Annotated in this window: 18 protein-coding genes and 1 pseudogene; 12 read left to right on the forward strand and 7 right to left on the reverse strand. The window is 64.0% G+C overall.

Annotated features, from left to right (window positions below):
• Positions 1-41: 41 nt before the first annotated feature.
• A complete protein-coding gene (locus D2K64_RS24545; RefSeq protein WP_157985934.1) occupies positions 42-419 on the reverse strand; it encodes a hypothetical protein in 378 nt (125 codons plus the stop codon).
• A gap of 356 nt (positions 420-775) precedes the next feature.
• Between D2K64_RS24545 and D2K64_RS18660 the strand changes: the two genes are divergently transcribed.
• From D2K64_RS18660 to D2K64_RS18670, 3 genes are all read left to right on the forward strand, one after another.
• Entirely contained in the window at positions 776-1,762 is a 987-nt protein-coding gene (locus tag D2K64_RS18660) for a Bug family tripartite tricarboxylate transporter substrate binding protein (RefSeq protein ID WP_120009900.1), read from the forward strand.
• A gap of 92 nt (positions 1,763-1,854) precedes the next feature.
• Positions 1,855-3,132, forward strand: coding sequence for a hydroxymethylglutaryl-CoA reductase, degradative (locus D2K64_RS18665; protein ID WP_120009901.1), 1,278 nt, complete (start codon positions 1,855-1,857; stop codon positions 3,130-3,132).
• 10 nt (positions 3,133-3,142) lie between these two features.
• Positions 3,143-4,135, forward strand: coding sequence for a hydroxymethylglutaryl-CoA lyase (locus tag D2K64_RS18670; protein WP_120009902.1), 993 nt, complete (start codon positions 3,143-3,145; stop codon positions 4,133-4,135).
• Here D2K64_RS18670 and D2K64_RS18675 read toward each other — a convergent pair.
• Positions 4,059-5,462 carry an aminotransferase-like domain-containing protein gene (locus tag D2K64_RS18675; RefSeq protein ID WP_238384284.1) on the reverse strand — a complete coding sequence of 468 codons (1,404 nt, stop codon included), beginning with the start codon at positions 5,460-5,462 and terminating at the stop codon, positions 4,059-4,061. The two genes, D2K64_RS18670 and D2K64_RS18675, sit on opposite strands and share 77 nt — an antisense overlap.
• Positions 5,463-5,891: 429 nt before the next feature.
• Here D2K64_RS18675 and D2K64_RS18680 point away from each other — a divergent pair, with 429 nt between their 5' ends.
• From D2K64_RS18680 to D2K64_RS18700, 6 genes are all read left to right on the forward strand, one after another.
• On the forward strand, positions 5,892-6,614 hold the full coding sequence (locus tag D2K64_RS18680; protein ID WP_120009904.1) for a haloacid dehalogenase type II: 723 nt from the start codon (positions 5,892-5,894) through the stop codon (positions 6,612-6,614).
• Between the two features lie 267 nt (positions 6,615-6,881).
• Positions 6,882-7,766: an alpha/beta fold hydrolase gene (locus D2K64_RS18685; protein WP_157985935.1), complete on the forward strand. Its 885-nt coding sequence runs from the start codon at positions 6,882-6,884 to the stop codon at positions 7,764-7,766.
• Positions 7,767-8,282: 516 nt separating this feature from the next.
• Entirely contained in the window at positions 8,283-9,911 is a 1,629-nt protein-coding gene (locus tag D2K64_RS18690) for an MFS transporter (protein WP_238384285.1), read from the forward strand.
• A 514-nt stretch (positions 9,912-10,425) separates the two neighbouring features.
• The gene (locus D2K64_RS24550) at positions 10,426-10,641 is read left to right on the forward strand and encodes a hypothetical protein (protein WP_157985936.1); all 216 of its coding nucleotides are present in this window, start codon (positions 10,426-10,428) and stop codon (positions 10,639-10,641) included.
• A 108-nt stretch (positions 10,642-10,749) separates the two neighbouring features.
• Complete coding sequence (gene htpG, locus D2K64_RS18695; protein WP_202910743.1) at positions 10,750-12,645, forward strand: molecular chaperone HtpG; 1,896 nt, start codon at positions 10,750-10,752, stop codon at positions 12,643-12,645.
• Between the two features lie 71 nt (positions 12,646-12,716).
• Entirely contained in the window at positions 12,717-13,133 is a 417-nt protein-coding gene (locus D2K64_RS18700) for a DUF4112 domain-containing protein (RefSeq protein ID WP_120009907.1), read from the forward strand.
• A gap of 220 nt (positions 13,134-13,353) precedes the next feature.
• Here D2K64_RS18700 and D2K64_RS18705 read toward each other — a convergent pair whose 3' ends face one another.
• The 3 genes from D2K64_RS18705 to D2K64_RS18715 all read right to left on the reverse strand — a co-directional run bounded on the left by D2K64_RS18705 (position 13,354) and on the right by D2K64_RS18715 (position 15,151).
• Positions 13,354-14,232 carry an oxygenase MpaB family protein gene (locus D2K64_RS18705; protein ID WP_202910744.1) on the reverse strand — a complete coding sequence of 293 codons (879 nt, stop codon included), beginning with the start codon at positions 14,230-14,232 and terminating at the stop codon, positions 13,354-13,356.
• Positions 14,233-14,325: 93 nt separating this feature from the next.
• Positions 14,326-14,871, reverse strand: a complete 546-nt coding sequence (locus D2K64_RS18710; protein WP_238384286.1) for a 3'-5' exonuclease family protein — start codon at positions 14,869-14,871, stop codon at positions 14,326-14,328.
• 43 nt (positions 14,872-14,914) lie between these two features.
• Positions 14,915-15,151, reverse strand: a complete 237-nt coding sequence (locus D2K64_RS18715; RefSeq protein ID WP_120009909.1) for a hypothetical protein — start codon at positions 15,149-15,151, stop codon at positions 14,915-14,917.
• 68 nt (positions 15,152-15,219) lie between these two features.
• On the opposite strand from D2K64_RS18715, the gene D2K64_RS18720 reads away from it, so the two are divergent.
• The gene (locus tag D2K64_RS18720) at positions 15,220-16,284 is read left to right on the forward strand and encodes an SDR family oxidoreductase (protein ID WP_120009910.1); all 1,065 of its coding nucleotides are present in this window, start codon (positions 15,220-15,222) and stop codon (positions 16,282-16,284) included.
• 134 nt (positions 16,285-16,418) lie between these two features.
• Here D2K64_RS18720 and D2K64_RS18725 read toward each other — a convergent pair whose 3' ends face one another.
• Entirely contained in the window at positions 16,419-18,308 is a 1,890-nt protein-coding gene (locus tag D2K64_RS18725; protein ID WP_157985937.1) for a putative bifunctional diguanylate cyclase/phosphodiesterase, read from the reverse strand.
• Positions 18,309-18,605: 297 nt separating this feature from the next.
• Here D2K64_RS18725 and D2K64_RS18730 point away from each other — a divergent pair, with 297 nt between their 5' ends.
• Together D2K64_RS18730 and D2K64_RS18735 are read left to right on the forward strand one after the other, a co-directional pair.
• A complete protein-coding gene (locus tag D2K64_RS18730; RefSeq protein WP_120009912.1) occupies positions 18,606-19,118 on the forward strand; it encodes a YfiR family protein in 513 nt (170 codons plus the stop codon).
• A gap of 4 nt (positions 19,119-19,122) precedes the next feature.
• Positions 19,123-21,171 (forward strand): TonB-dependent receptor plug domain-containing protein, encoded by a 2,049-nt coding sequence (locus D2K64_RS18735; protein ID WP_157985938.1) that lies wholly within the window; start codon positions 19,123-19,125, stop codon positions 21,169-21,171.
• 205 nt (positions 21,172-21,376) lie between these two features.
• On the opposite strand, the pseudogene D2K64_RS18740 reads toward D2K64_RS18735, so the two are convergent.
• Positions 21,377-21,985, reverse strand: a pseudogene (locus tag D2K64_RS18740) (IS630 family transposase); the annotation flags it as partial.
• Positions 21,986-22,054 lie beyond the last annotated feature (69 nt).

Genomic DNA, 22,054 nt, shown 5'->3' on the forward strand with positions numbered 1-22,054 from the left:
TCCAGGGATCACCTCCTCCCAGAGTCCAGCCGGAAGCCGCGCTACTTGACGTCCAGCAGCCTCCATGGCCTACAACTACTGTTCCAGCCGTCAGCAACACTCGTCGGGCTGATCTGGTTCGTTGCCACCTCATGGTGGTTGACCTCGACAGGATCTCTTCGGCGGTGCGGGCCTGACAAGCCCACGATGCCGTCTGCATTAACAGACCGCGACTGTCCGATCCCGATGGTCAAGATCTCCGCTGCGGCGCGCTGCGGCAAGTCACGCAACTGCTGCACGCGCAGAGTTTCATCCATCATCCCTATGGGAAGGAACCGGACCAGCGGAATGCAGTTGCCACTGAGCAGGTAGGATGTCTCGCTTCCCCCCGGACCAAAGGCCGCGACAAAGCACCATACCTCGTTTGTTGCGGCGTCCACGGCTTGGCCTGCGAGCCTGGACAGTCACCGGAGCCTGCACCAAGCCTTCTGCGCCTCCTTCGAAACCAGCCACGGGGTGGCAGCACATACGCGGGATGATCCCTGCCATCGATCCCGGCGCGCCGCAGTCGGCGATGCGCAGCATCTCGCTGTTGACTTGAGCAGCAGGCATCCGGCTCCGTTGAGGCAGGACGCAGACTGCTTACGCGACGATCCGCCACGAGCAGGGCGGTCGGCGTAGGGCTGCGCCGGGCTGTGAAACTGTCCCTGGAATTTTATACCGAACTGTCCCTGTGGTGCAGGTCTCGAAGAGGACAATCTGAAGAAACAACAAATCAAGAATCCGGAAACGTCTCATGCAACGTCGCACGCTTCTCCTGGCTGCCCTCGGCGCCCCGGGCGCCGCCCTGCCGGGCCTGGGCCACGGCCAAACGGTTCCGTCCGGCGCATGGCCCAGCCGCCCCATTACCCTGGTTGAAGGATATCCCCCGGGCGGGGTGACGGATTTGGCGTCCCGCGCCGTGGCGGAGCCGATGTCGCGCGATCTGGGGGTGCCCGTGGTGGTCGAGAACCGTCCAGGTGCCGCGACCTCGGTCGCCGCCACCTATGGCGCCCGTGCCCGGCCGGATGGGTATACGCTGGTCATGGGCACCACGACGCTGGCGATCAACCAGACCCTGCAGCCCAGCCTGACACCAAAAGATCCCCTGAAGGAACTGTCCCCGATCGGGATGGTCTTCCGCACCCCCTTCATCCTGCACGTGCATCCTTCCGTACCGGCCAACACCACCGCGGAACTGATTGCGCACTGCAAGGCCAACCCGAGCAAAGTGCTGTTCGGCTCTCCAGGCACCGGCTCGGTCAGCCACCTGTGCCTGGAGATGTTCCGCGCCCGCGCTGGCATCGACATCGTCCACGTCCCGTATCGCGGCGGCGCGCCAGCGGCGCTCGACCTGCGCCAGGGCCGCATCCACGTGGTGTTCCAGGCGATTCAGGAGGCGGCCTTGACGCTGTCGGATGGGGGTACCCGCGGCCTTGCGGTGACTGCCGATGCACCGCTTCCGAACTATCCGAAGCTGCCGCCGATCTCCCAGACCCTGGCCGGCTTCGAGGTGTATTTCTGGCAGGGGCTCTTCGCGCCGGCCGAAACGCCGGCTCCGGTTGTCGAGCGTGCGGCCGTGGCGCTGCGCATGGCGACCGATGATCCGGTGCTCCGGGCCCGCCTCGCCGAGCAGGGGGTGGAACTGGTGAGCGGCGATGCGGCCGCGCTGCGCACCGCCCTCGCCAATGACACCCGCCGCTGGGGCGACGTGATCCGCGAAGGCAACATCAGGCTGGAGTAACCAGCAACCGTTTCCTCTTCCCGACCGAATTGGATGTCCTGGCCGGCGCATGGCCCGGGCAGCCTCCTGCGCGCCTGAACTGGACCCGTGCTATGACCCTGAGCAACCTGACCTCCCGCATCCCAGGCTTTCACCGCATGACATGCGAGGAACGGCTGGAGGTCGTCGCCGCCTTCGCGGGACTGGACGATGCGGCGCATGGCCAGCTTGCCGCGCCCGGCAACATCGATCCGCATCTGGCCGACCACATGATCGAGAACGCGGTGGCGACCTTGTCGATCCCGATCGGGGTCGCCACCAACATGCGGGTGGATGGGCGGGACGTGCTGGTGCCGATGGCGACGGAGGAATCCTCGGTCGTTGCAGCCGTCTGCAATTCGGCCCGGCAATGCTACGAATCCGGCGGGTTCGTCACCTCGCTGTCCGGCAATCTGATGATTGCGCAAGTGCAACTGACCGGGATCAGTGACCCGGAGAATGCCCGGCTTCGCATTCTGGAACGGCGCGACGAGATCGCCGCGGCATGCAACGCCTGCGACCCGATGCTGGTGCGGCTGGGGGGCGGCTTCCAAGATCTGGAGGTGCGCGTCATCGCCTCCCGCGGAGGGCCGATGGTGGTCACTCACCTCATCGTGGACACGCGCGACGCCATGGGCGCCAACACCGTCAACACCATGGCCGAGACCCTGGCGCCATCCATCGAGAACTGGACCGGAGGGCGCGTCTTCCTCCGAATCCTGTCCAACCTTGCCGATCGCCGCTTGGCCCGCGCCCGCGCCATTTGGCCGGTGGAGGCGATCGGCGGCGCCGGGGTGCGCGACGGCATGATCAGCGCCTTTCACTTCGCCGAAGCCGACCCGTATCGCGCCGCCACCCACAACAAGGGCATCATGAACGGCGTCTCAGCCGTGGTACTGGCCACGGGCAACGACACGCGCGCCGTGGAAGCCGGCGCCCATGCCTATGCCGCACGGGGCGGGCGCTATTCGACCCTGACCCATTGGGAGATCACGGCGGAGGGCGATCTCGCCGGCTCCATTGAACTGCCGATGCCGGTGGGGTTGGTCGGAGGCGCCACCAAGATCCATCCCACGGCGCAGGCCTGCCTGAAGATCCTCCGTGTCGCCACGGCGGCGGAATTGGCCCGCATCATCGCCGCCGTCGGGCTGGCGCAGAATTTTGGTGCCATGAAAGCCCTGGCGACGACGGGAATCCAGAAGGGCCACATGGCGCTGCATGCCAACAATGTCGCCATCGCCGCCGGCGCAGTCGGGGAGGAGGTGGGGCGGCTTGCCGCTATCCTGGTCGAAAAGCGACAGGTGCGGCAGGACATCGCCGCCGCGGAGCTGGCCCGGCTGCGCGGCAGTTGAGGAGCGCGTCATGGTGCTGCCAAGGCATGTGCGCATCGTCGAGGTCGGCCCGCGTGACGGGTTGCAGAACGAGGTAAAGCCGGTATCGCTCGCCGCCAGGCGAAAGCTGATCGGGGCCTTGGCCGAGGCCGGGCTCCGCAGCATCGAGGCCGGCAGCTTCGTGTCGCCGCGCTGGGTGCCGCAGATGGCCGGCACTGCGGAGTTGCTGGCGTTGCTGCCGCGCCGTCCAGGGCTGGATTACACGGTGCTGGTGCCGAACCTGAAAGGGCTCGATGCCGCGCTGGCGGCCGGCGCGCGGGAGATCGCCATCTTCGGGGCGGCGTCGGAAGCGTTCTCCCGCGCCAACATCAACTGCTCGATCGCCGACAGCCTGGATCGCTTCGCGCCCGTGGCGGAACGGGCTTTGGCGGCGGGGCTGCGGGTGCGCGGCTATGTGTCCTGCGTGCTGGGCTGTCCCTACGAAGGTGAGGTCGCGCCGGAAGCCGTACGGGACGTCGCTGCGGCCCTGGCCGCGATGGGCTGCCACGAGGTATCGCTGGGAGACACGATCGGCGCCGGCACGCCATTCAAGGCGCGTCGCATGGTGGAGGTCGTCGCGGAGCGGGTTCCTGTGCCGCGGCTGGCTCTGCATTTTCACGACACCTATGGCCAGGCACTGGCCAACATCCTGTGCTGCCTGGAACTGGGCATCTCGGTGGTGGATAGTGCCGTGGCCGGGCTGGGCGGCTGCCCCTATGCGAAGGGGACGTCCGGCAATGTTGCGACCGAGGATGTCGTCTACATGCTCGACGGCATGGGAATCACCACCGGCGTGGATCTCGGGCGACTTGCCGCTGCCGGAGCCTGGATTTCGCGCGAATTGGGCCGGGAACCGGCTTCCAAGGTAGCACAGGCCCTGATGACGCGAGATGAGGCGCCGCAGAGTGTCACCAGGGACGTGGCTTCAGAAAGCTCCGCCGCAGAAACGTCAGGAAGTGCGGATCGCTCGCATGGGCGACGTTGATTCGCAGGGCTGGTGGTCTGATGGTCGCACCGGGGCTGAATACCGCACCGGGTGCCAGGAAGATGCTCTGCGTGGCTGCCAGGCGACACAACGCTGCTTCGGGAATTCCGTTCGGCAATTCCGCCCAGAGATAGAAGCCGCCATCAGGCGGGCGATTGAGCGGCAGGCCGATTTCCGAGAGATTGCGCAGCGCCTCCGTTGTTGCCGCCTCGACCCGCCTGCGCAGGCGACGCAGGTGGCGAAGATAATGGCCTTCCTCGATCAGCCGCGCCACCAGGCGCTCGGCGTATTGCGAGGTGGAAACGATGGTCAGCAACTTCAGGTCGTTGAGTGCCTCAACTGTTGCAACGCCTCCGGCCAGGAAGCCGACGCGCAGCGAGGCCGACAGGGTCTTGGAATAGGTTCCAACGTAGAGCACGCGCCCCAACCCGCCGAGTGAGGCAAGACGAGGCTTGGTGGAAGGCAGCAGGTCGGCGAAGGCGTCGTCCTCGACCAGCAGAACGCCATGCTGCTCCGCCAGTTCGACGACGCCCCGCGCGATAGGGGGGGACAGCGTGCCGCCAGTTGGGTTGTGGGCGAAGGACTGGGTGAAGAAAGCCCGGGTCGGACCCTGAGAGAGCTTTGCACCCAGATCGCGCAGATCCGGCCCGTCCGGATTCCTGCGCACGCCGATCACCTCCGCCTTTGCCAGGCGCAGCTTGGCGAACAAGGGATAATAGCCGGGATCATCCACCAGGACCCGATCGCCCGGCACGACCATTTGCCGGATCACAAGGTCAAGAGCGTGGTTTGCCCCCTGCGTCAGTAGAACTTGATCCGCGCTGCAGCGAATGGATCGCTCCGTCAGGGACAGGGCAACCTGCTCGCGAAGCGGGGCATAACCCCAGGAACTGCCATACGCGTGCGCTTCGCCCCGGTGTTGCCGCCGGCCGGCCTGTGCCAAGTGGCGCGCGAGTTCCGATTCCTCCATCCAGGATGGCGGTGGACGTCCCTCGCCAGGGCGGAGCCGGTAATGGTGGTCAGTCTGCTCGCGCAGCAGAGAAATGAGATTGAGTGCCTCCATCACGTCCTGCCGCCGCGCCTGCTGACGGACCGGAAGCTGCGCGACGAAGTATCCTGCGCCGCGACGCACTTCCAGAACCCCGGAAGCGACCAGACGGTCATAGGCGTCGGCTACCGTGTTCTTTGACACGCCCTGGTTCAGGGCGGCGGTGCGGATGGAGGCGATCCGGCTTCCGGGTTTCAGCAGACCATTTTCGACGGCGCCCAAGACTTGAGCCATGATCCGGTCCGATTTCGAGGCGGTTCTCATTGCTGGATACTGCATGGATTCACGCCTGAAGATAGGCGGGAGGACGCCTCCAGAGTTTGATCCGACTTGACCCAGCCGGGAATGATCAAGTTATTCCAAGGGCTCAGGATTCCTTGATCCAGAAGACGATCAAAGTGGCGGTGGAGATGGCCCACAGATAGGCGTGGACGCAGCGGTCCTAGCCCATGGTGAAGCAGCGCCGATCCTTGAGCTTTCCAGACATGTTTTCGATGCCGTACCATTGCACTGGCGACGTATCGGATTTGGCAGTGTTCGCAGAAGATCTGGCTTGACCGGAAGCGGTCCGGTCCTTCCCAGTTGGAATCATCAGGAAAGCAGCCACCGGACGGAGCCTCCTTCGATCGGCAACACCCGTCCCTGCTTGACACGCTCTCAGGGCGCCGGTCCACTGAGTGAGGCGAACTGGTGAGCAGGAAGAATGGCATGCAGTCCTTCACGGACATCCAGGCGCTTGTTTTCGATGTTTTCGGCACAGTCGTGGACTGGCGGAGTGGGGTGGCACGGGATGCTAGCGCTTTTCTCGCTCGCCACGCGCCCGGTGCCGATCCCTTTGCTTTCGCCGATGCCTGGCGCCTCCGCTATTCTCCCGCCATGCAGGAAGTGCGCTCAGGCCGCCGCCCATTCACCCGGCTGGATGTGCTGCATCGCGAGAACCTGGAAGCTGTCTTGCCACAATTCGGCATCGATCCTGCCGATGTGGTATCATCCGAGCTGGACGCGCTCAACCTTGCCTGGCACAGCCTCGATCCCTGGCCGGATTCGGTGCCAGGCCTCGCACGCCTGAAGCGCCGCTTCATCATCGCGCCTCTTTCCAATGGCAATATCCGGCTGATGCTGGACATGGCGAAACGTGCCGGCTTGCCGTGGGATGCCATCCTCGGCGCCGAGGTTGTGCAAGCCTACAAGCCTGCGCCGGAGGCCTATCTGCGAACCGCCGAAGTGCTGATGCTGAAGCCCGCGCAGGTCTGCCTTGTCGCCGCACACAACGGGGATCTGGCCGCCGCACGCCAATGCGGATTGCGAACGGCTTTCATTCCTCGCACCACTGAGCATGGGCCGGATCAAGCGACGGATCTCAGGCCGGAAAGTGATTGGGATGCGATAGCGGCCGACATGGAGGATCTGGCGGAGCAACTCGGCCTCTGAGCACCGAGGAGGCCCCTTTGCGGTATCGAGCACAAATTCCGCTTCAGCAAAGCCGATTTCCGGGCAGGATGGGCCGCCTTTGTTCCCGTTCTCCAGGCTGTCTTCCATGAGGCTCTGTTCAGTGCCAACCTGGATCATGGCGACAGACCCCTCCGGGCTGTTCCGAAGAAAATCCCAGGGGAGGGGAGGAGAATGAATCAGCATCCGGCGAGCCGGCGTCATGTGGTAGGGCTGGGCGCCGCCGCCATCGGCTTCGCGCCCCTGCCTGTGGCGACGGCCAAGGCGCAGCAGGCACCCGCGATGGTGGAGACGGCGGCCTATACCCCGCGCTTCGTCAGCTCGCCTGACGGCGTGCGCCTTGCAACATACGAGTTCGGCAATCCGCAAGGGCCGGCAATCCTGTTTCTGCATGGCTTCGCCCAGGCGGCGCTATCCTGGGACCGGCAGCTGCGCAATCCGGAACTCTCCCGCGAATTCCGCATGGTGGCGATCGACCTTCGGGGCCATGGGATGAGCGCCAAGCCAGAGGGCGATGCCTTCTATAAGCCGGGCCAGGTCTGGGCAGACGACGTGCGGAGCGTCATCGCTGAGTTAGGCCTGCGACGGCCCGTGCTGGTCGGCTGGTCCTATGCCGGGCGCATCATCGGTGACTATCTCACGGCCCATGGCGCGGCCGCCCTGGCCGGAATCAACTATGTCGATGCCAGCAGCTCGCTGGGTGACCCAGCCTTCCTCGGCCCCGATGTTGGTCTGCTTGGGCCTCAGGCCATGTTGGCGCCGGGCGTGGAGGGCTTTATCGACGGAACGATCCGCTTCCTGCGGGCCTGCTTCGCGAGGCAGCCCGAACCAGCGGATTTTCAGACCATGCTCGCCTTCAACATGCTGGCACCGCACTACGTGCGCTCGGGCCTCGCAGGTCGCCCGGCCCGTTACGAGGACGTGCTGAAGTCGCTACGTCTGCCCGTGCTGGTCAGCCATGGTGAGAAGGACCGCATTCTTGCCACGCCGATGGCTCGCTTCACCGCAGCCACCGTGCCGGGTGCTCGGCTCTCCCTTTATCCCGACAGCGGCCATGCGCCTTTCTGGGAGGAGCCGGATCGCTACAACCATGAATTGACCGAATTTGTCCGGCAGGTGCAGGTAACGCGCTAGCGACGATCTGGCGCGGTGTCCGCGCTGTTCGGATGCGGCCGCTTCATCGGCTATCAGGCTCGTGCCCGTACCGGCATCCGGAGTTGATCCTCCGGCCAAGGATGCTGCCTCGGGAGGTCTGCTCAGGAGCTTTGGCAGCGCGACCCATGATCCGGGTTGAGCGGATCTGCCGATCCATGCACCTCATGATTCGGCGTGGCCTTGAAGCGGATCGCTCGCAGGCGCCAGCACGGACTTATCGGAAGCCGATCGAGCGAAGCGGTAGGAGATGGCCGTCCGACCCTGATCGCTGTCCTTCGGCAGGTCCTCACCGAGCCTGACGACCAAGCCGATGCGGCATGGCCCGCAGCTGCGCTCGGTTCATGAAATCACCGTCAGCCAGTGGCCCATTGCACCAAGCGCCTTGCCCAGCGGGAATAATCCACTTTCCGTGAACCTATCCATTGGTGGCGCGTATACATGCGTGGGGGCGGATGAGCCTACCCGAGCCAGCAGATCTCTCGCCTAGGCATCGCCATGTCCTCATCTCCCGTCGCCGCTTTCGCGCCACTCCGCCATCCTGCATTCCGTGCACTCTGGATCGCCAACCTTGCCAGCAACACAGGGCTGTGGATCCAGAACACCGGCGCTGGCTGGCTGATGACCTCGCTCGATCCTTCGCCTGTCATGGTCAGCCTCGTACAGGCGGCTGCCATGTTGCCTGTTTTCCTGTTCGCCCTGCCTGGTGGCGCACTGGCCGATATCCTGGACCGGCGCGCCATTCTCATTGCTGCGCAGATCTGGATCGCCGCGGCCGGCCTGCTCCTCGCCGTCCTGGCAGCCCTGGGCCTGCTGGGCGCTTGGGGCTTGCTGGCCCTGACCTTCGCGATCGGCACCGGGACCGCCGTGATTTTCCCCGCCTGGGCAGCGGCGACGCCCGAGCTGGTTCCGCAGGACGACCTTGTGCAGGCGGTCGCCCTGAACGGCGTGGGGTTCAACCTGGCACGCGCGCTGGGTCCGGCGCTCGGCGGCTTCGTGATGGCGGCGGCCGGGCCGACCGCGGCCTTCGCGCTGAACGCGGTGGGCTTTCTGGCTCTGCTCTGGGCGCTGGTTGCCTGGCGGCGCCCCGTGGAGCGTCGCTCCCAGCTTCCGCCGGAGCGCCTTCCATCCGCGGTGCGTGCGGGGCTGCGCTTTGCCACCGCTGTGCCGGCGATGCGCGCGGCGATCCTGCGCGCTTGCGCGTTCTTTTTTTTCGCCTCGGCCGTTTGGGCGCTGATGCCGCTGGTGATCCGGGAGGTGCTTGGCCTCGGTCCTGCCGCTTTCGGAGCGATGCTGGGCGTGGCCGGCTTCGGCGCCGTTGCCGCGGGAACGGTTCTGCCCATGATCAGGGAGCGCCTATCGCAGGGTCGGCTGGTGTTCTTCGCCTCCCTGCTGGCCTATGCTGCCATGGCATTGCTCGCTGTGTCCCGCCATTGGGCACCTGCGGCACTCGCCGTGCTGATCTTCGGCGCGGCCTGGCTCGCCGCCGGGAGCACCCTGGGTGCGGCCGCGCAGATGACGGCTCCGGCCTGGGTTCGCGCCCGCGCCCTGGGCGTTTATCACCTCGCCTTCTTCGGTGCCCTGGCCGCGGGATCGCTATTGTGGGGATGGGTGGGAACCAGGGTAGGAGTGCCGGCTGCCCTGCTCATCTGCGCCGGAAGCGGTGCCATCGCCGCGGTGGCCGTACGGCCGTGGCGCCTCGTGAACTTCGCGCAGGATCTGGCCCAGCGGGTCAAGGCGCGGCGGGGGGAGAAGGCCGCGACCCTCCTGCCCAAGGCGGAGGATCCGGCGTCCGTCCTGAAGGAGTTGCTGCACGACGATTCCGGTCGGGTGCTGGAGGTGGTCCGCTATCAGGTTGATCCGGATGACGTGGATGGCTTCCTGGCGGCCATGAAGCATGTCCGCGAGGTTCGCCTGCGGGCGGGAGCAGCAGGCTGGAGGCTCTACCGGGATCTGGCCCGGCCCGACTGCTTCACCGAACTCTGGGCGGTGGATTCATGGACCGAGTACCTGCGGCACACGGTTCGTTTGGACGAGGTGGACAGGGCGGCGCTGGCCCTGGTCGTGGAGATGCACCGTGGCGGGCAGGGCCCGGAGGCGTCCCGTCACCTGAATGTTGAACCATGAGCGAACGCGATACCCCCGTGGCGAGCCAGCTAGCGGCGCGGCCGAGGATGCGAAGATCGTCATGTCCCGGCAGGCATGAAGGATACGGGCGATCCGTGTGCAGATGGACAGATGGGCTGCGTGGCACCGATGGGTCACCGGTCATCCTGGAGGAGGCCGCTCGTGCGGCTGGCAGTCTCCGGCGGCCCATTCCGTGTCTTCCCTTCGTTCACATGGTCGCCTGAACGCCGCGGTCCCCGTCTTGCTCCCTGGCATGATGGCGCTCGGCGGAAAGTCCGAACGCATGGTGTTGGACGTGGCGAGAGAAGCTGGTCATGTGGGCGCCGCGCCGTGGAACCACAGGTAGCGTGACATGCGGCAATGGGGGTCGTCAGGCCGGCTGGCACTCTGGCGCCGGCAATGAAGCGGCGGTGTCTTGAGAAACCGGCAGCGTGCATGAGGGAAGGTGAGCACGCACCGGCCATCAGCACCAGTCGAGGCCCGTTCGGCGACAAGCTGCCCGAGGCTCTACGGCATGACCTACCAGATCCGCGGTGGAATGCTTGAGCTTGGCCTTCTTCGCCTCAATCTGTGCCAGCTGGCGGATCTCGATCACGCCTATCCTGGAAAACCAAGTTTTGACCAACAGAAAACGGCCCGGAAATGCCGAGCTGGTGGCAGAATTCCTTCAATAAGGGCTGCCATCGGCCTGGAACAGGCCGATGGCGATCTGCCTGCTCACATCCGATAGCGTTCCTGCCTCGCGGCAGCCTTCTCCCAGAGTCAGGGCGCCCTAGGCAGCAGCAGCCCGGATGGACCAGTCCAGCAGGTCAGGATCAGTGGCCGCGCCCGAGTTGAAATGGGACGTCCGCTCCTGCATATCGCGCACCGCAGCACCAACCTTTTGGGGAGAACCACGGTGAGCGAGACAGTGGAGCGGCACGAATTCAACGCCGAGGTTGGACGGCTTCTGGATCTCGTTGTTCACGCACTCTACTCCGAACGCGAGATCTTCCTGCGCGAGTTGGTGGCCAATGCCGCCGACGCTATCGACAAGCGCCGCTTCGAAGCGCTGACCCAATCCGACCTGAGCGTGCCGGCTGATGCCAGGATCCGCATCGTGCCTGACAAGGAAGGCCGGCGCCTGATCATCACTGATCCCGGTGTCGGCATGAGCAAGGCGGAGCTGGCGCAGAACCTAGGCACCATCGCGCGCTCCGGTACGCTGGCTTTCGCCCAGACGCTGGCCGAGAGCCAAGCGGCCGACAAGCCCAGCCTGATCGGCCAGTTCGGAGTCGGCTTCTATTCCGCCTTCATGGTGGCGGATCGGGTCGAGGTCACCTCCCGCCGCGCCGGCAGCGAGGAAGCCTGGACCTGGGCTTCCGACGGCCGCGGCGACTACACCCTGGCGACTGCCGCGCGGGCTGAGCCGGGCACCGATATCGTGCTGCACATCAAGGCCGATGCGGATGAGTATCTGGAACCTATCCGCCTGCAAACCATCATCCGCAAATGGGCGGACCACATCACCATCCCCATCACCGTTGCGCAGGATGGCAAGGACGAGCCGGCCAACGAAGGCACCGCCCTGTGGCGCAAGCCGAAATCCGAGGTGACCGAGGAAAGCTACACCGAGTTCTACCGCCATCTCGGCCATGTCTTCGATAAGCCCTGGGCCACGCTGCACTGGCGGGCAGAAGGCGCGCTGGATTTTTCCGCGCTGCTTTTCATTCCCGGCATGAAGCCGTTCCAGGCCGTGGAGGGCGATCGTGAGAGCCGCGTGCGCCTGCATGTGCGCCGGATGTTCATCACGGACCAGGCGGGACTGCTGCCGTCCTGGCTGCGTTTCGTCCACGGCGTCGTGGATACCGAGGATCTGCCCCTCAACGTCTCGCGCGAGATGCTGCAATCGACGCCGGTGCTGGCGCGCATCCGCCGTGCTGTCGCCAGCCGTGTGCTGTCGGAACTGAAGATGCGCGCCAAGGATAGCCAGGATTACGCGACGTTTTGGGAGAATTTCGGTGCGATCCTGAAGGAAGGGATCTGGGAGGATGCGGAAAGCCGCAAGGACATGGCGCCACTGCTCCGCTTCCGCTCTTCTGCCCTGGAGGGCTGGGTCTCCCTATCGGACTATGTCGCCCGGATGAAGCCGGAGCAGGACGCCATCTACATCCTGGTCGGCGACGACACCGAGGCTCTGTCAAAGTCGCCGCAGCTCGAAGGCTTCCGCGCCCGTGGCGTCGAGGTCCTGCTGATGGCCGACCAGATCGATACCTTCTGGCCAGAGCGGCTGGACAGCTTTGACGCCAAGCCGATCCGCAGCATCACCCAGGGCACCGTCGACCTTTCCAAGATCGCGCTTCCGCTGGAGGCCGATGAGGCCGCGGACCTTTCGAAGCTGATCCCGCAATTGAAGGAGGCGCTGAAAGCGGATGTGTCCGATGTGCGCGTCACGGACCGCCTGGTGGACAGCGCCGTGGTGCTGGCGGCGCCGCAGCACGGGCCGGATCTGCAGATGCAGCGGCTACTCCGCCGCGCCGGTCGCAGCGTCGGCTCGGATCTCGCGGTGCTGGAATTGAATCCACGCCACCCGCTGATCCGGAAGCTGGCCCAGCGAGCCGAAACGGCCGCCGACCTCACCGAGGCCGCCGGAACCCTGCTCGATCTCGCTCGCCTCCAGGATGGCGACAGCCCGCGCGACCCCGTGGCCTTCGCCCGCCGTGTCGCGGAAGCGCTGGCCGGCGAGCTTAGATAAGGAACAGGCGGCGCTGGCGATACTCCCCGGCGCCGCCACGCGTTCTCTTGCGGTGTGAGGAGAGCGAGAGCATGGGTGCAGGCACAGGCCACCACCGTTCCACGTCGCCAGTGGAGTTCCCCGCCGGCAACGACCTGCGGATCGAGGGTGCGAGGCGGCGGCTGGAAGCCATTGCCCGCATCTTGGACAGCCGGTGGCGAATTCCCGGCACCGGCATCCGCTTCGGCGCCGATCCTGTTCTCAACCTGATCCCCGGCATCGGACTTCTTGCCTCCAAAGGGATCTCCATGTTTCTGATCTGGGAGGCGCGACGGCTGGGTGTGCCGACCGGCACACTGATGCGCATGGCGGGAAATCTGGGCCTGGACGCGCTGATCAGCGCCGTGCCGGTGCTGGGCTGGGCAGGGGACATGTTCTACCGTGCCAATCTGAAGAACATGCACCTGTTGCGGGAACATTTGGATCGCACCGGACCAAGTCCCCGCTGATCCGCCACAGCTTGGCGCGACTTTCGCTGGCCTCGGTGGATTGCTGTCGGGGCGATGTGCCTTCGAAGGCCCCATCGGGCTGATCCGGAATCGATGGAATGGATGCCGAGAGGGATGTGGCGCTGGCGCTTCCCGGCACAGGCGGGAGGCTATTCTGTTTCCCCTTGTCCGTGCCGCCGCCGCGCCAGATCTCCTGTCCGCTGGCGAGATCAGCCTTGAGCTACGGCAAGGCCGGCAAACGTTGCACATCATAGAGGTACCGCTCCGGCAGGCCGAGGCGGCGGCAGGCCTGGGCTGGCGGGGCTTCAAGGAGGATCAGCCGGTCCGCCAGACTACCTGCCACCCGAAGCAGGCGGCGCTCCCAGGGCCACGGATGCGCATCGAGCATGAGCGTTTCACGGACGCAGGCGGGCAGGATGGCCAGGGCCGCGCGCACCATCAGCCGCTGCAAGGGGCGGAAGGGCGCGGGCAGCACAGGCGCGCGCCTTATGATGCTCAGGAACTCCCGAATGATCTCGGAAGGCTCCAGCAAGGGGCGCATGGCGGCGAACTGCGCCGTCATATCCGCAGTGGAGCGCGGTGCACCCGTGGCGCCGTAGAGCGCGGCGGCCGCTTCTGCTTCCTGCAGGAAACGGTTCCGGTCGCCTGCGCAGAGCGGACTGACATAGGCGTGATAGGCTTCGAGGAAGCCGTAGGATGCCGTGGCCTGAACCCAGTTCAGCAGAACCGGGTCCGTCGCGCTGTAGGGAATTCCAGCCTCCGTTCGGCCCTGCACCCGCGCATGCGCCTGCCGGATATGGGCGATCATCGTCTCCGCCGCACCGCGCGCGGCGTAGACCGTCACCATCGCCGCCAATCCGGTTCGTTGCAGGCGCTGCACAGGCTCGCTGCGGAAGCTGGTGTGGTGCCAGACGCCGGCTCGGACACGAGGCTCCGCCAGTTCCAGCACCACCGCCGCGACGCCTCCGATAAAAAGTGCCAGTGGATTCTTGAAAATCTGCCAGGACACGGAATCCGGCGGCACCAGGGCCATCTCGCCTGCGGGTCGGGAGAAATCGAGGGCCTGCATGCCTTCCGGTTGAAAAAAGCGCAGTGCCAAGCCCTCGATCCCGTTCTGCGCTGGCGCAGGCAGAAGAAAGCCCTGCTGAGCGAGCCTCACCTTCGATGGGGCGGCGCGTTCGCTGGGCATCGGTCAGGCGGCGGCCCCGGCCGCTTCTGCCTGACGCCGCACGGAAAGCCAGAGCTGCAGCTCCTGGCGAGCATCGTCCACCGCCCGATGGGCTGGAATGCCTTGCCGGCTCTTGGCCTCCCGCGCCGCTTGCACCAGGAGATCGATCCGCTCTGCGCGGGCTTTCGCCGTCATCGAGGTTCGCTCCAGCACGGCAGAGGCGACGGCCCGATGTGCCTCCTCCGTATCGCGCAACCGCAGCGCATGGCGCGGCAGTCTGGCCGCTCGCAACAGCTTGCTGAGCCATTGACCATCCCAGGACGGGGCGGAGGCGAACAGATCATGTCCTGACAGAACGTCCAGCATGCGTCCAGCCACGGCGTCATGGGGTGTTCCCTCCCGCAGCAGGCGGTCGCGGCTGATGCCATGGATCTGTTCCGCCTGCGCATCCCATTCATCCCAGTCCGGCGCGGGGCGGATCAGATAGCCCTCTTCCGAGCCGTTCTCCGCCACCCAGCCGACTTCGATCGGAAAGCCTCGCTTGCCCAGGCTGCTGGCTTCGAAATCCACGAAGACGATCAGGACTCGCTATCCTCCGCGTGTGGATGCTGGGTCAGCTTCCTGATGGCTCAATTTCGGGCGAAATCTGCGTGCTCGGCCCATCGGGCGACTTCCGCACCTCATCCTCGGCCCCGACCCTTTGCTGCTCCAGGCGGGCCGCACGCTGGTCCAGGCTTTCGTCCTCGTCGGATGCGGGCTGCTCAGGCTTATTTGTGTCGCTCATCGCGGGCTCCTTCCTCATGAGGAAACGCATGATGCCGGGAATGGTGTCGCTGAAAAGCGCGACCAACTCGGCGGAACCTGGGCACAGGCGCGGTGTTGAATCGCGAAACCCTCAACTTGCCCAGTGAGTCCGCAATGCCTGATCCAGCCAACACCATCATCATCGCGGGCGCACAGGGCGTCATCGGCCGCGCCGCCGCGCAGCACTATCTGCGGCAGCCTGGAACCACCGTCTATGCCCTGTCCCGGCGCAGCGAAGGACATGTCGACGGCGTACGCCCGATTGCCGTTGATCTGCAGAACCCAGCCGATGTCAGGATGAAGCTCGGATCGATCACGGATGCGACCCATATCGTCTTCGGTGCCTATCTGGAGAAAGCAACGGCTGCCGAGAAAAGTGCGGTCAATCTGGAAATCCTACGTAATCTTCTGGATGTGGTGGAGCCCGCCAGTCCGGCGCTGGAGCACATCACCTTCTACCAAGGCGGAAAGGCTTACGGCGCAGATCTCGGTCCTTTCAAGACGCCCGCACGGGAGGACGATCCGCGACTGATGCCGCCCAATTTCTACTATGATCAGGAAGACCTGCTGAGGGAACGGCAGAAGGGCAGGCACTGGCACTGGACCGCGTTGCGGCCGGAGGCAGTTTGCGGCTTCGCCATCGGCAATCCCATGAATCTGACAATGGTGATCGCCATCTACGCCGCCATTTCGAAGGAACTGGGCCTCCCGCTTCGCTTCCCAGGAACGGAGGCCGCCTATCGCGCCCTTTACCAGGTCACATCGGCCAAGATCCTGGCTAGCGCGACGGAATGGGCTGGACGGGAACCCGCCGCCCGCAACCAGATCTTCAACATCACCAACGGCGATTATTTCCGGTGGGAACACCTCTGGCCGCGGATCGCACGGGCTTTCGACATGGAGGTGGCCTATCCCGTTCCAACGCCACTCACAACCTATATGGCAGACAAGGAGCGCCTCTGGGACGGCATGGTGCAGAAATACGGACTACAACCACTTCCCTATGACAAACTGGTATCCTGGGCCTTCGGGGATTTTATCTTCCAGAGCGGCTTCGACAATATCAGCAGCACCATCAAGGCGCGCCAGTGCGGATTTCACGACTGCATCGACACTGAAGACATGTTTGCCCTGTTTTTCGAGCATCTCAGACAGGAGAAAATTATTCCCCGCTTCTAAAGATATCCTGGACTGCCTCCTATGCCTTGAGGGACGATGCGTCTTCTGGGCTCCTTGCCTGGGGTCGATTTCTCCTGGAAAGCAGGGTCTCCCCGCCGGAGACAAGCTTGATCCTTGCAGCAGGAGGTCAGCGCTCATGATTGAGCAACAGGCAAGCCCATGCCGATTAATCCAGCAAAGGCTTCCGATGGCATCGGCTTGGCAAAGAAGTAGCCCTGCACTTCGTCACAGCCTTGGGAAAGCAGCAGATCGGCTTGCGTCTTGAACTCGACGCCCTCCGCATTGGCGCGGACTCCCAACGCACGGCTCATCCCCATCACGGCATTCACGATCGCAGCGGCGTTGGGATCCTGGCCAAGGTTTCGAACGAAGGATCGGTCTATCTTGATTTTGTCGAATGGAAAGCGTTGCAGATAGCCGAGGCTGGAGTAACCCGTGCCGAAGTCATCCATGGCGATCTTGATGCCGAGCTGGCGCAGACGGCCCAGGATCGCCAGCGTGTCCTCCGTATCATTGAGCAGCACGCCTTCGGTGATCTCCAACTCCAAACGCTCTGGCGAAAGGCCCGAACATCTCAAGGCCGATACAACGACATCATAAAAGCCCGCTTGCCGGAACTGCACAGGAGACACGTTGACCGCGATCGATAAAGGTTCAGCCCAACGGGACGCCTGCAGGCAGGCTTCCTTGATGGCCCATGCTCCGATCTGCCCGATCAAGCCAGTTTCCTCGGCCAGCGGAATGAATTGATCCGGTGAAATATTGCCATGATCCGGCCGTTCCCAACGCAGCAGGGCCTCGGCACCGGTAATCCTACCCGTATCGAGGCGGATCTGCGGCTGGTACGCCAGGCGGAAGCTGCCGTTGGCCAGCGCAAGGCGCAGGTCGATCTCGAGAGCTCGACGTTCATGGAGCTTCTGGTTCATCTCGGGGGCAAAGAAGCAGTGCCCGCCGCGGCCAGCTTCTTTGGCCCGGTAAAGAGCAAGGTCTGCATTGCGCATCACCTGCGTACCATCCAGGGGTTGATCTGGCGCAGACATCGCGATGCCGACGCTGACGCCGATCAGAGCCTGGCCAGCATTCAACAGCACCGGCTCTGAGAGCGCGGTGGTGAGCCGGCGGGCAAGTGCGTCAGCTGCTTCCGGTTGCTGAATATCGGGTTGGATGATGGCAAACTCGTCGCCACCCAGCCGAGCTAAGGTATCGCCCTCCCGCAAGCAGGATGACATCCGGGCTGCCACCACCTTCAGCAACTCGTCGCCCGCGGCATGACCCAGCGTATCATTCACCTCCTTGAAGCGATCAAGATCGAGGCACAGCACAGCCGTGATGCCGTGGTCTCGCCGGGCCCTTGCCAGCGCCTGCGACAAGCGGTCCGCGAAGAGTCCACGATTCGGCAGGCCCGTGAGGAGATCGTGGGCCGCAAGAAAACTCGCGCGCCGCAGCGCGTCATCGAGCAGGCGAAGCGGTGCCACGCGCAGGATCACATAGATCAGGCCACCCAATGCGCTGGAGCAGAGGCCCACGATCAATGTGGCGATCAAAGGCCGCCACAGTGAGCGCGCGGCCACTGTGCGGCCATAAATCACACCATCCACCGAGATCATGGCTTCGACGCTGGCCAGGGGCCATTCCGGGACCTCGGCGGGAACGGCTTCCAGAATCAGGCGCCCCTCATTGTTGAATACGCGGCGCAGCTCTCCTGAGGCGCGGCCTTGCTCCGGTGCAGTGACCTTGACGGCAGAAAGTTCCCAGAAGGCTGGGCTCAACCGCGATAGCTCGGCGATCTCCAGCGCATGGAGCGTGGCACTGGCCTCGAGCGCACCGAGCACACGGTAGCGGGCGGCGGCGAAGAAGGTTGCGGGAAGGGCCAGGGCGATCAGAAGCGCCGCCAGGGCGGCCAAGCCGGCAACAACCCGTGCAACAGCCATCCTCGGCATATCGGGGTTCGTCGGAAGCACGCGCAACCGCGACTGTGCCGCGGCCGAGGTGCGTACGATTCCAGACAACATTGCGGACAGCACCTGAGCATCTCCAGTGAGTCATACGAATATGCGCCAAGTTGAAGAAGAAAATGTAAAGGTTTCCCCTGCTCCGTGACTGCACCTGGTGAGATTAGGCACCATTTTTGTCTTTTGTTTAGAGCAGGATCTTACCGTTGGCCAAGCGGAAACCCCCGGGATGAACCCACCCGATGGAGCCGCAGAAGCCATAAGGGCAGAGCTTTGATCAAGTCTTCGCCGTCACGTCAGAAAGCGCCGGATATCATAGCCGTCGCCGTCCGCAGGCGAGTTCACGCGTGCGGAGTTCGGTTGTGCGGGATGGTGGCACTGGCGGCACTGGGCACGTTGGCATGTGTCTCCCCGGTGCGGGCTGAATTGGGTCTTTCCGACCTTCAGGTCATGGCGCGCGTCACCGGCTTCCTCGAGCCGCCGCTCCGAGGGGTGGTACCCTTTGGAATCGTGTACCCTGCCGGTAGTATCACCGGGCATGGCGAGGGTCGTCGGCTCCTGGCTCTCCTGAATGACAGCCTCGCCGCCGGGGCCGTTGTGTTGCGGCCGGAGATGATCACGTTTGATGAGGCGATAAGCGGCCGGTTCCCGGTTCTGTTGCTGACGGAAGCCATGGCACCGCAGGCCCCTGACCTGGCCCGCTCCCTACGCGGCAGCGGCGTTCTGACCATGAGTTCGGCTCCAACGCTGGTGAATGACGGCTTGGCTGTGCTGGCTGTCCGTAGCCATCCCCGCGTGGAGATCTTTGTCAGCCGCAAGGCCGCTCACTCGTCCGGCATTTTCTTCGCCAATGCCTTCCGCATGATGATCCAGGAGCGCTGATGTGATGCGGATTTCCTTCGTGCGCTGCGCGTCGGCACTGAGGTCTGTTCTGACGATGTCGTTCGCCATCGCCGGCCTGCTCGTGACGCCGCTCGCGGCGTCTTCGCAAGGGCTCGACCACAAGGCCTTTGAAGAACTGTTTGGCGAACCCGTCACCACCAGCGCGACCGGCAAGCCGCAGCGTGCCTCCGACGTGCCTGTGGCCATGAACATCATTACTGCCGAGCAGATCAGGCGGTCCGGCGCCCATGATCTGGCTGAGGTTCTGGCACGCTTCACCTCGCTGGACGTCATGCAGTACGGCGCCACGGATTTCAACGTCACTGCACGCGGCTATGCGGCCCCGAACACTCCGCGGATGTTGGTTCTGGTGAACGGCCGCCAAGTTTACCGGGATGACTATGGTCGCGTGTCATGGTCGAACATCCCCGTACAGCTTTCCGAAATTCGGCAGATCGAAGTGGTGCGCGGTCCGAACAGTGCCTTGTTCGGGTATAATGCTGGGGCAGGGGTGATCAACATCATCACGTTCGACCCGGCTCATGAACGTGTATCAAGCCTTACGACCCGGATCGGCAACGGCCAGTACCGTGAGGTTTCAGGTGCCGTGACCATGCCTGTTGGGGAGTACTCAGGATTGCGCCTGTCGGCCGGATTGCGCCGAGAACGCGCGTGGCAGGGTGGCTACAGCAGTTACGAGACCGTATTCAACTCCGATCAAGATCCACGACGCAGCCAAGCCTCTGCGGACGGGCGTTTCCAGATCCGGGATGGAATACGGCTCAGTCTGGACGCAAGTTACTCAAGGTCGGTCAGCGGCGAACTGCAACTTCCCGGCATTGTTGTCCCCTGGGACCTGAAGAGCTGGAGCATCCGCAGTGGCCTCACGATGGATTCCGCGTCGGGTCTATGGGAGGTTTCCCTCTACCATAATGCTCTTGATGCTGCCTTGGCCGGTGTACCGACCAACACTCAAGGTGTGACCGTTGTTCAGCTCAGCAACACCGCAAAGCTCGGAACGGCTCATATCCTCCGGCCGATGCTGGAGTTCCGCCGCAACGACATCGCTGGCAGCGATGGCACAGGTGGCGATGGGTCTCTTCTGTCGGTTCCGAATACCCGCACGAGCTACAATGTCTTGGCCGCGGGAATGATGTGGAACTGGGCAATCCGCCCGAATCTCGAATCCACTGCGGCGCTCCGCTATGACCAGCTTTCATCCCAGGCCGAGGGTTACGACGCCGTGGCCGGCATTTCCTCCCCCGACGCCGCTTACGAGCGTAACTGGAAAACATGGTCTTGGAACGCAGGGCTGGTCTGGAAGGCGACGGAGATCGATATCTTCCGTCTGGGTGCTGCGCGTGGAGTCGTGCTGCCGAGTGATTATGATCTGTCAGCCTATTCGCCGGTGCCGCTGCTAGGGCTGACGGTTTTCGGCAATCCACTGCTGAAGCCGACTACCGTCGATAACTATGACCTAGAGTACCGTCGACGTGTTGCTCTCATCGATGGACAAGCTAGCATTACGGGCTTCTTCCAGAACAACCGCGGCATCAACACGTCACTGGGTGCTTTTCCATCTCTTGTATCGCAAGATGATCGGCCTCGCCTAATGCCCTACGGTATTGGTACGTCACATGCTTATGGCGCTGAGGTGTCGTTGACCGGCAAACTTCTATCTTCATGGGATTGGGGCGCTGAGTACCGGTTCACGATGGTGGAGACCGACCGTAACCCAAGCTATGCGGATTTTTCCGGCGCGTCACCGAAGCACTTGCTCTCGGCCCGTGGCGGTTGGGGGATAGGACGTCTGCGGATCGACCTTTACGGACGTTATGCCACAGAGATGAGGGGTTACAGGATCCGGGAGCGGGGCATCCTGCCTGTGGAGGTAGGGGACTACGCGTCACTGTCAGGCAGGGTTGGCTTGCGCGTGAGCGAGGCTGTCACGGCGGCTATGGAAGCCAACAGCATCCTGAATGAGCGGCAGCGGCAAAGCATTGGCATCGACGCAGAGCGACGCGTCTACTTTTCTCTGCGAGCGGCTTTCTGAATATGGGCCGCACTTCGTTTCCATAGGCCGGAGTGATCTGCGCTCCTTTGAGCAAGGTGCCGCAGAAGTACAACTGGGGGATGGGATCATCCCAGATGAGAGTTGCCTGAATTGCGCCGTAGGTATCGATAGAATAGTCCTGGAGAAGGCATGGAACAGGATAAAGCCAAAGGATCACAGAAGCACAGGCTGGAGCTATTTCCAATCAATCTGCATCGTATCCTGCGTTGGCGAAGTAGTTGGCGCATTCCTCTGGCAGGTAGAGGTCGAGGATCCGGCCGTTGGCGTTCCACAGGCCGTGGATGGTGCGCTCGGCGGCTTTGCGCAGGTGCGCCTTGAGCTTGGAGAACGCCTGCTCGATCGGGTTGAAGTTGGGGCTGTATGGCGGGAGGAAGAGCAGCGTTGCGCCAGCCGCTTCGATCGCCTCGCGCACGGCCGGAGCCTTATGGCTCGACAGGTTGTCCATGATGACGATGTCGCCGGGCGAGAGGTCGGGTACGAGTACCTGGCAGACATAGGCGACGAAGGCATCGCGGTTGATCGGGCCATCAAGCACCATTGGTGCAACCATGCCCGTGCGCCGCAAGCCTGCAACGAGCGTGGTGGTCTTCCAGTGTCCGTGCGGCACGCCGGAGCGCAGCCGCTCGCCACGCGGGCAACGGCCATGGCGTCGCGCCATGTTGGTGGAGGCCTAGGTTTCGTCGATGAAGACCAGCCGCTCGGGATCGAAATCGAGTTGACCGTCGAACCATTCCTTGCGCTGCTTCAGGACGTGCGGGCGGTCCTGCTCGGTGGCGTGCGCCGACTTTTTTTCTAGGCTGGCAAAGTTGGCTGTCTGCTAACACGGTTCCTACAGCGGTGTGATTGCCCTGGGGGAGTTGGA

It is taken from the genome of Teichococcus vastitatis (assembly GCF_003604215.1).
GTDB lineage: Bacteria > Pseudomonadota > Alphaproteobacteria > Acetobacterales > Acetobacteraceae > Pseudoroseomonas > Pseudoroseomonas vastitatis.

Coding starts and splice junctions, on each gene's coding strand:
- htpG (WP_202910743.1), top strand. CDS start 10,750: ATGGGACGTCCGCTCCTGCATATCGCGCACCGCAGCACCAACCTTTTG.
- D2K64_RS18680 (WP_120009904.1), top strand. CDS start 5,892: ATGCAGTCCTTCACGGACATCCAGGCGCTTGTTTTCGATGTTTTCGGC.
- D2K64_RS18670 (WP_120009902.1), top strand. CDS start 3,143: ATGGTGCTGCCAAGGCATGTGCGCATCGTCGAGGTCGGCCCGCGTGAC.
- D2K64_RS18730 (WP_120009912.1), top strand. CDS start 18,606: ATGGTGGCACTGGCGGCACTGGGCACGTTGGCATGTGTCTCCCCGGTG.
- D2K64_RS18720 (WP_120009910.1), top strand. CDS start 15,220: ATGCCTGATCCAGCCAACACCATCATCATCGCGGGCGCACAGGGCGTC.
- D2K64_RS18735 (WP_157985938.1), top strand. CDS start 19,123: ATGCGGATTTCCTTCGTGCGCTGCGCGTCGGCACTGAGGTCTGTTCTG.
- D2K64_RS18700 (WP_120009907.1), top strand. CDS start 12,717: ATGGGTGCAGGCACAGGCCACCACCGTTCCACGTCGCCAGTGGAGTTC.
- D2K64_RS18675 (WP_238384284.1), bottom strand. CDS start 5,462: ATGCAGTATCCAGCAATGAGAACCGCCTCGAAATCGGACCGGATCATG.
- D2K64_RS18690 (WP_238384285.1), top strand. CDS start 8,283: ATGTCCTCATCTCCCGTCGCCGCTTTCGCGCCACTCCGCCATCCTGCA.
- D2K64_RS24550 (WP_157985936.1), top strand. CDS start 10,426: ATGACCTACCAGATCCGCGGTGGAATGCTTGAGCTTGGCCTTCTTCGC.
- D2K64_RS18660 (WP_120009900.1), top strand. CDS start 776: ATGCAACGTCGCACGCTTCTCCTGGCTGCCCTCGGCGCCCCGGGCGCC.
- D2K64_RS18665 (WP_120009901.1), top strand. CDS start 1,855: ATGACCCTGAGCAACCTGACCTCCCGCATCCCAGGCTTTCACCGCATG.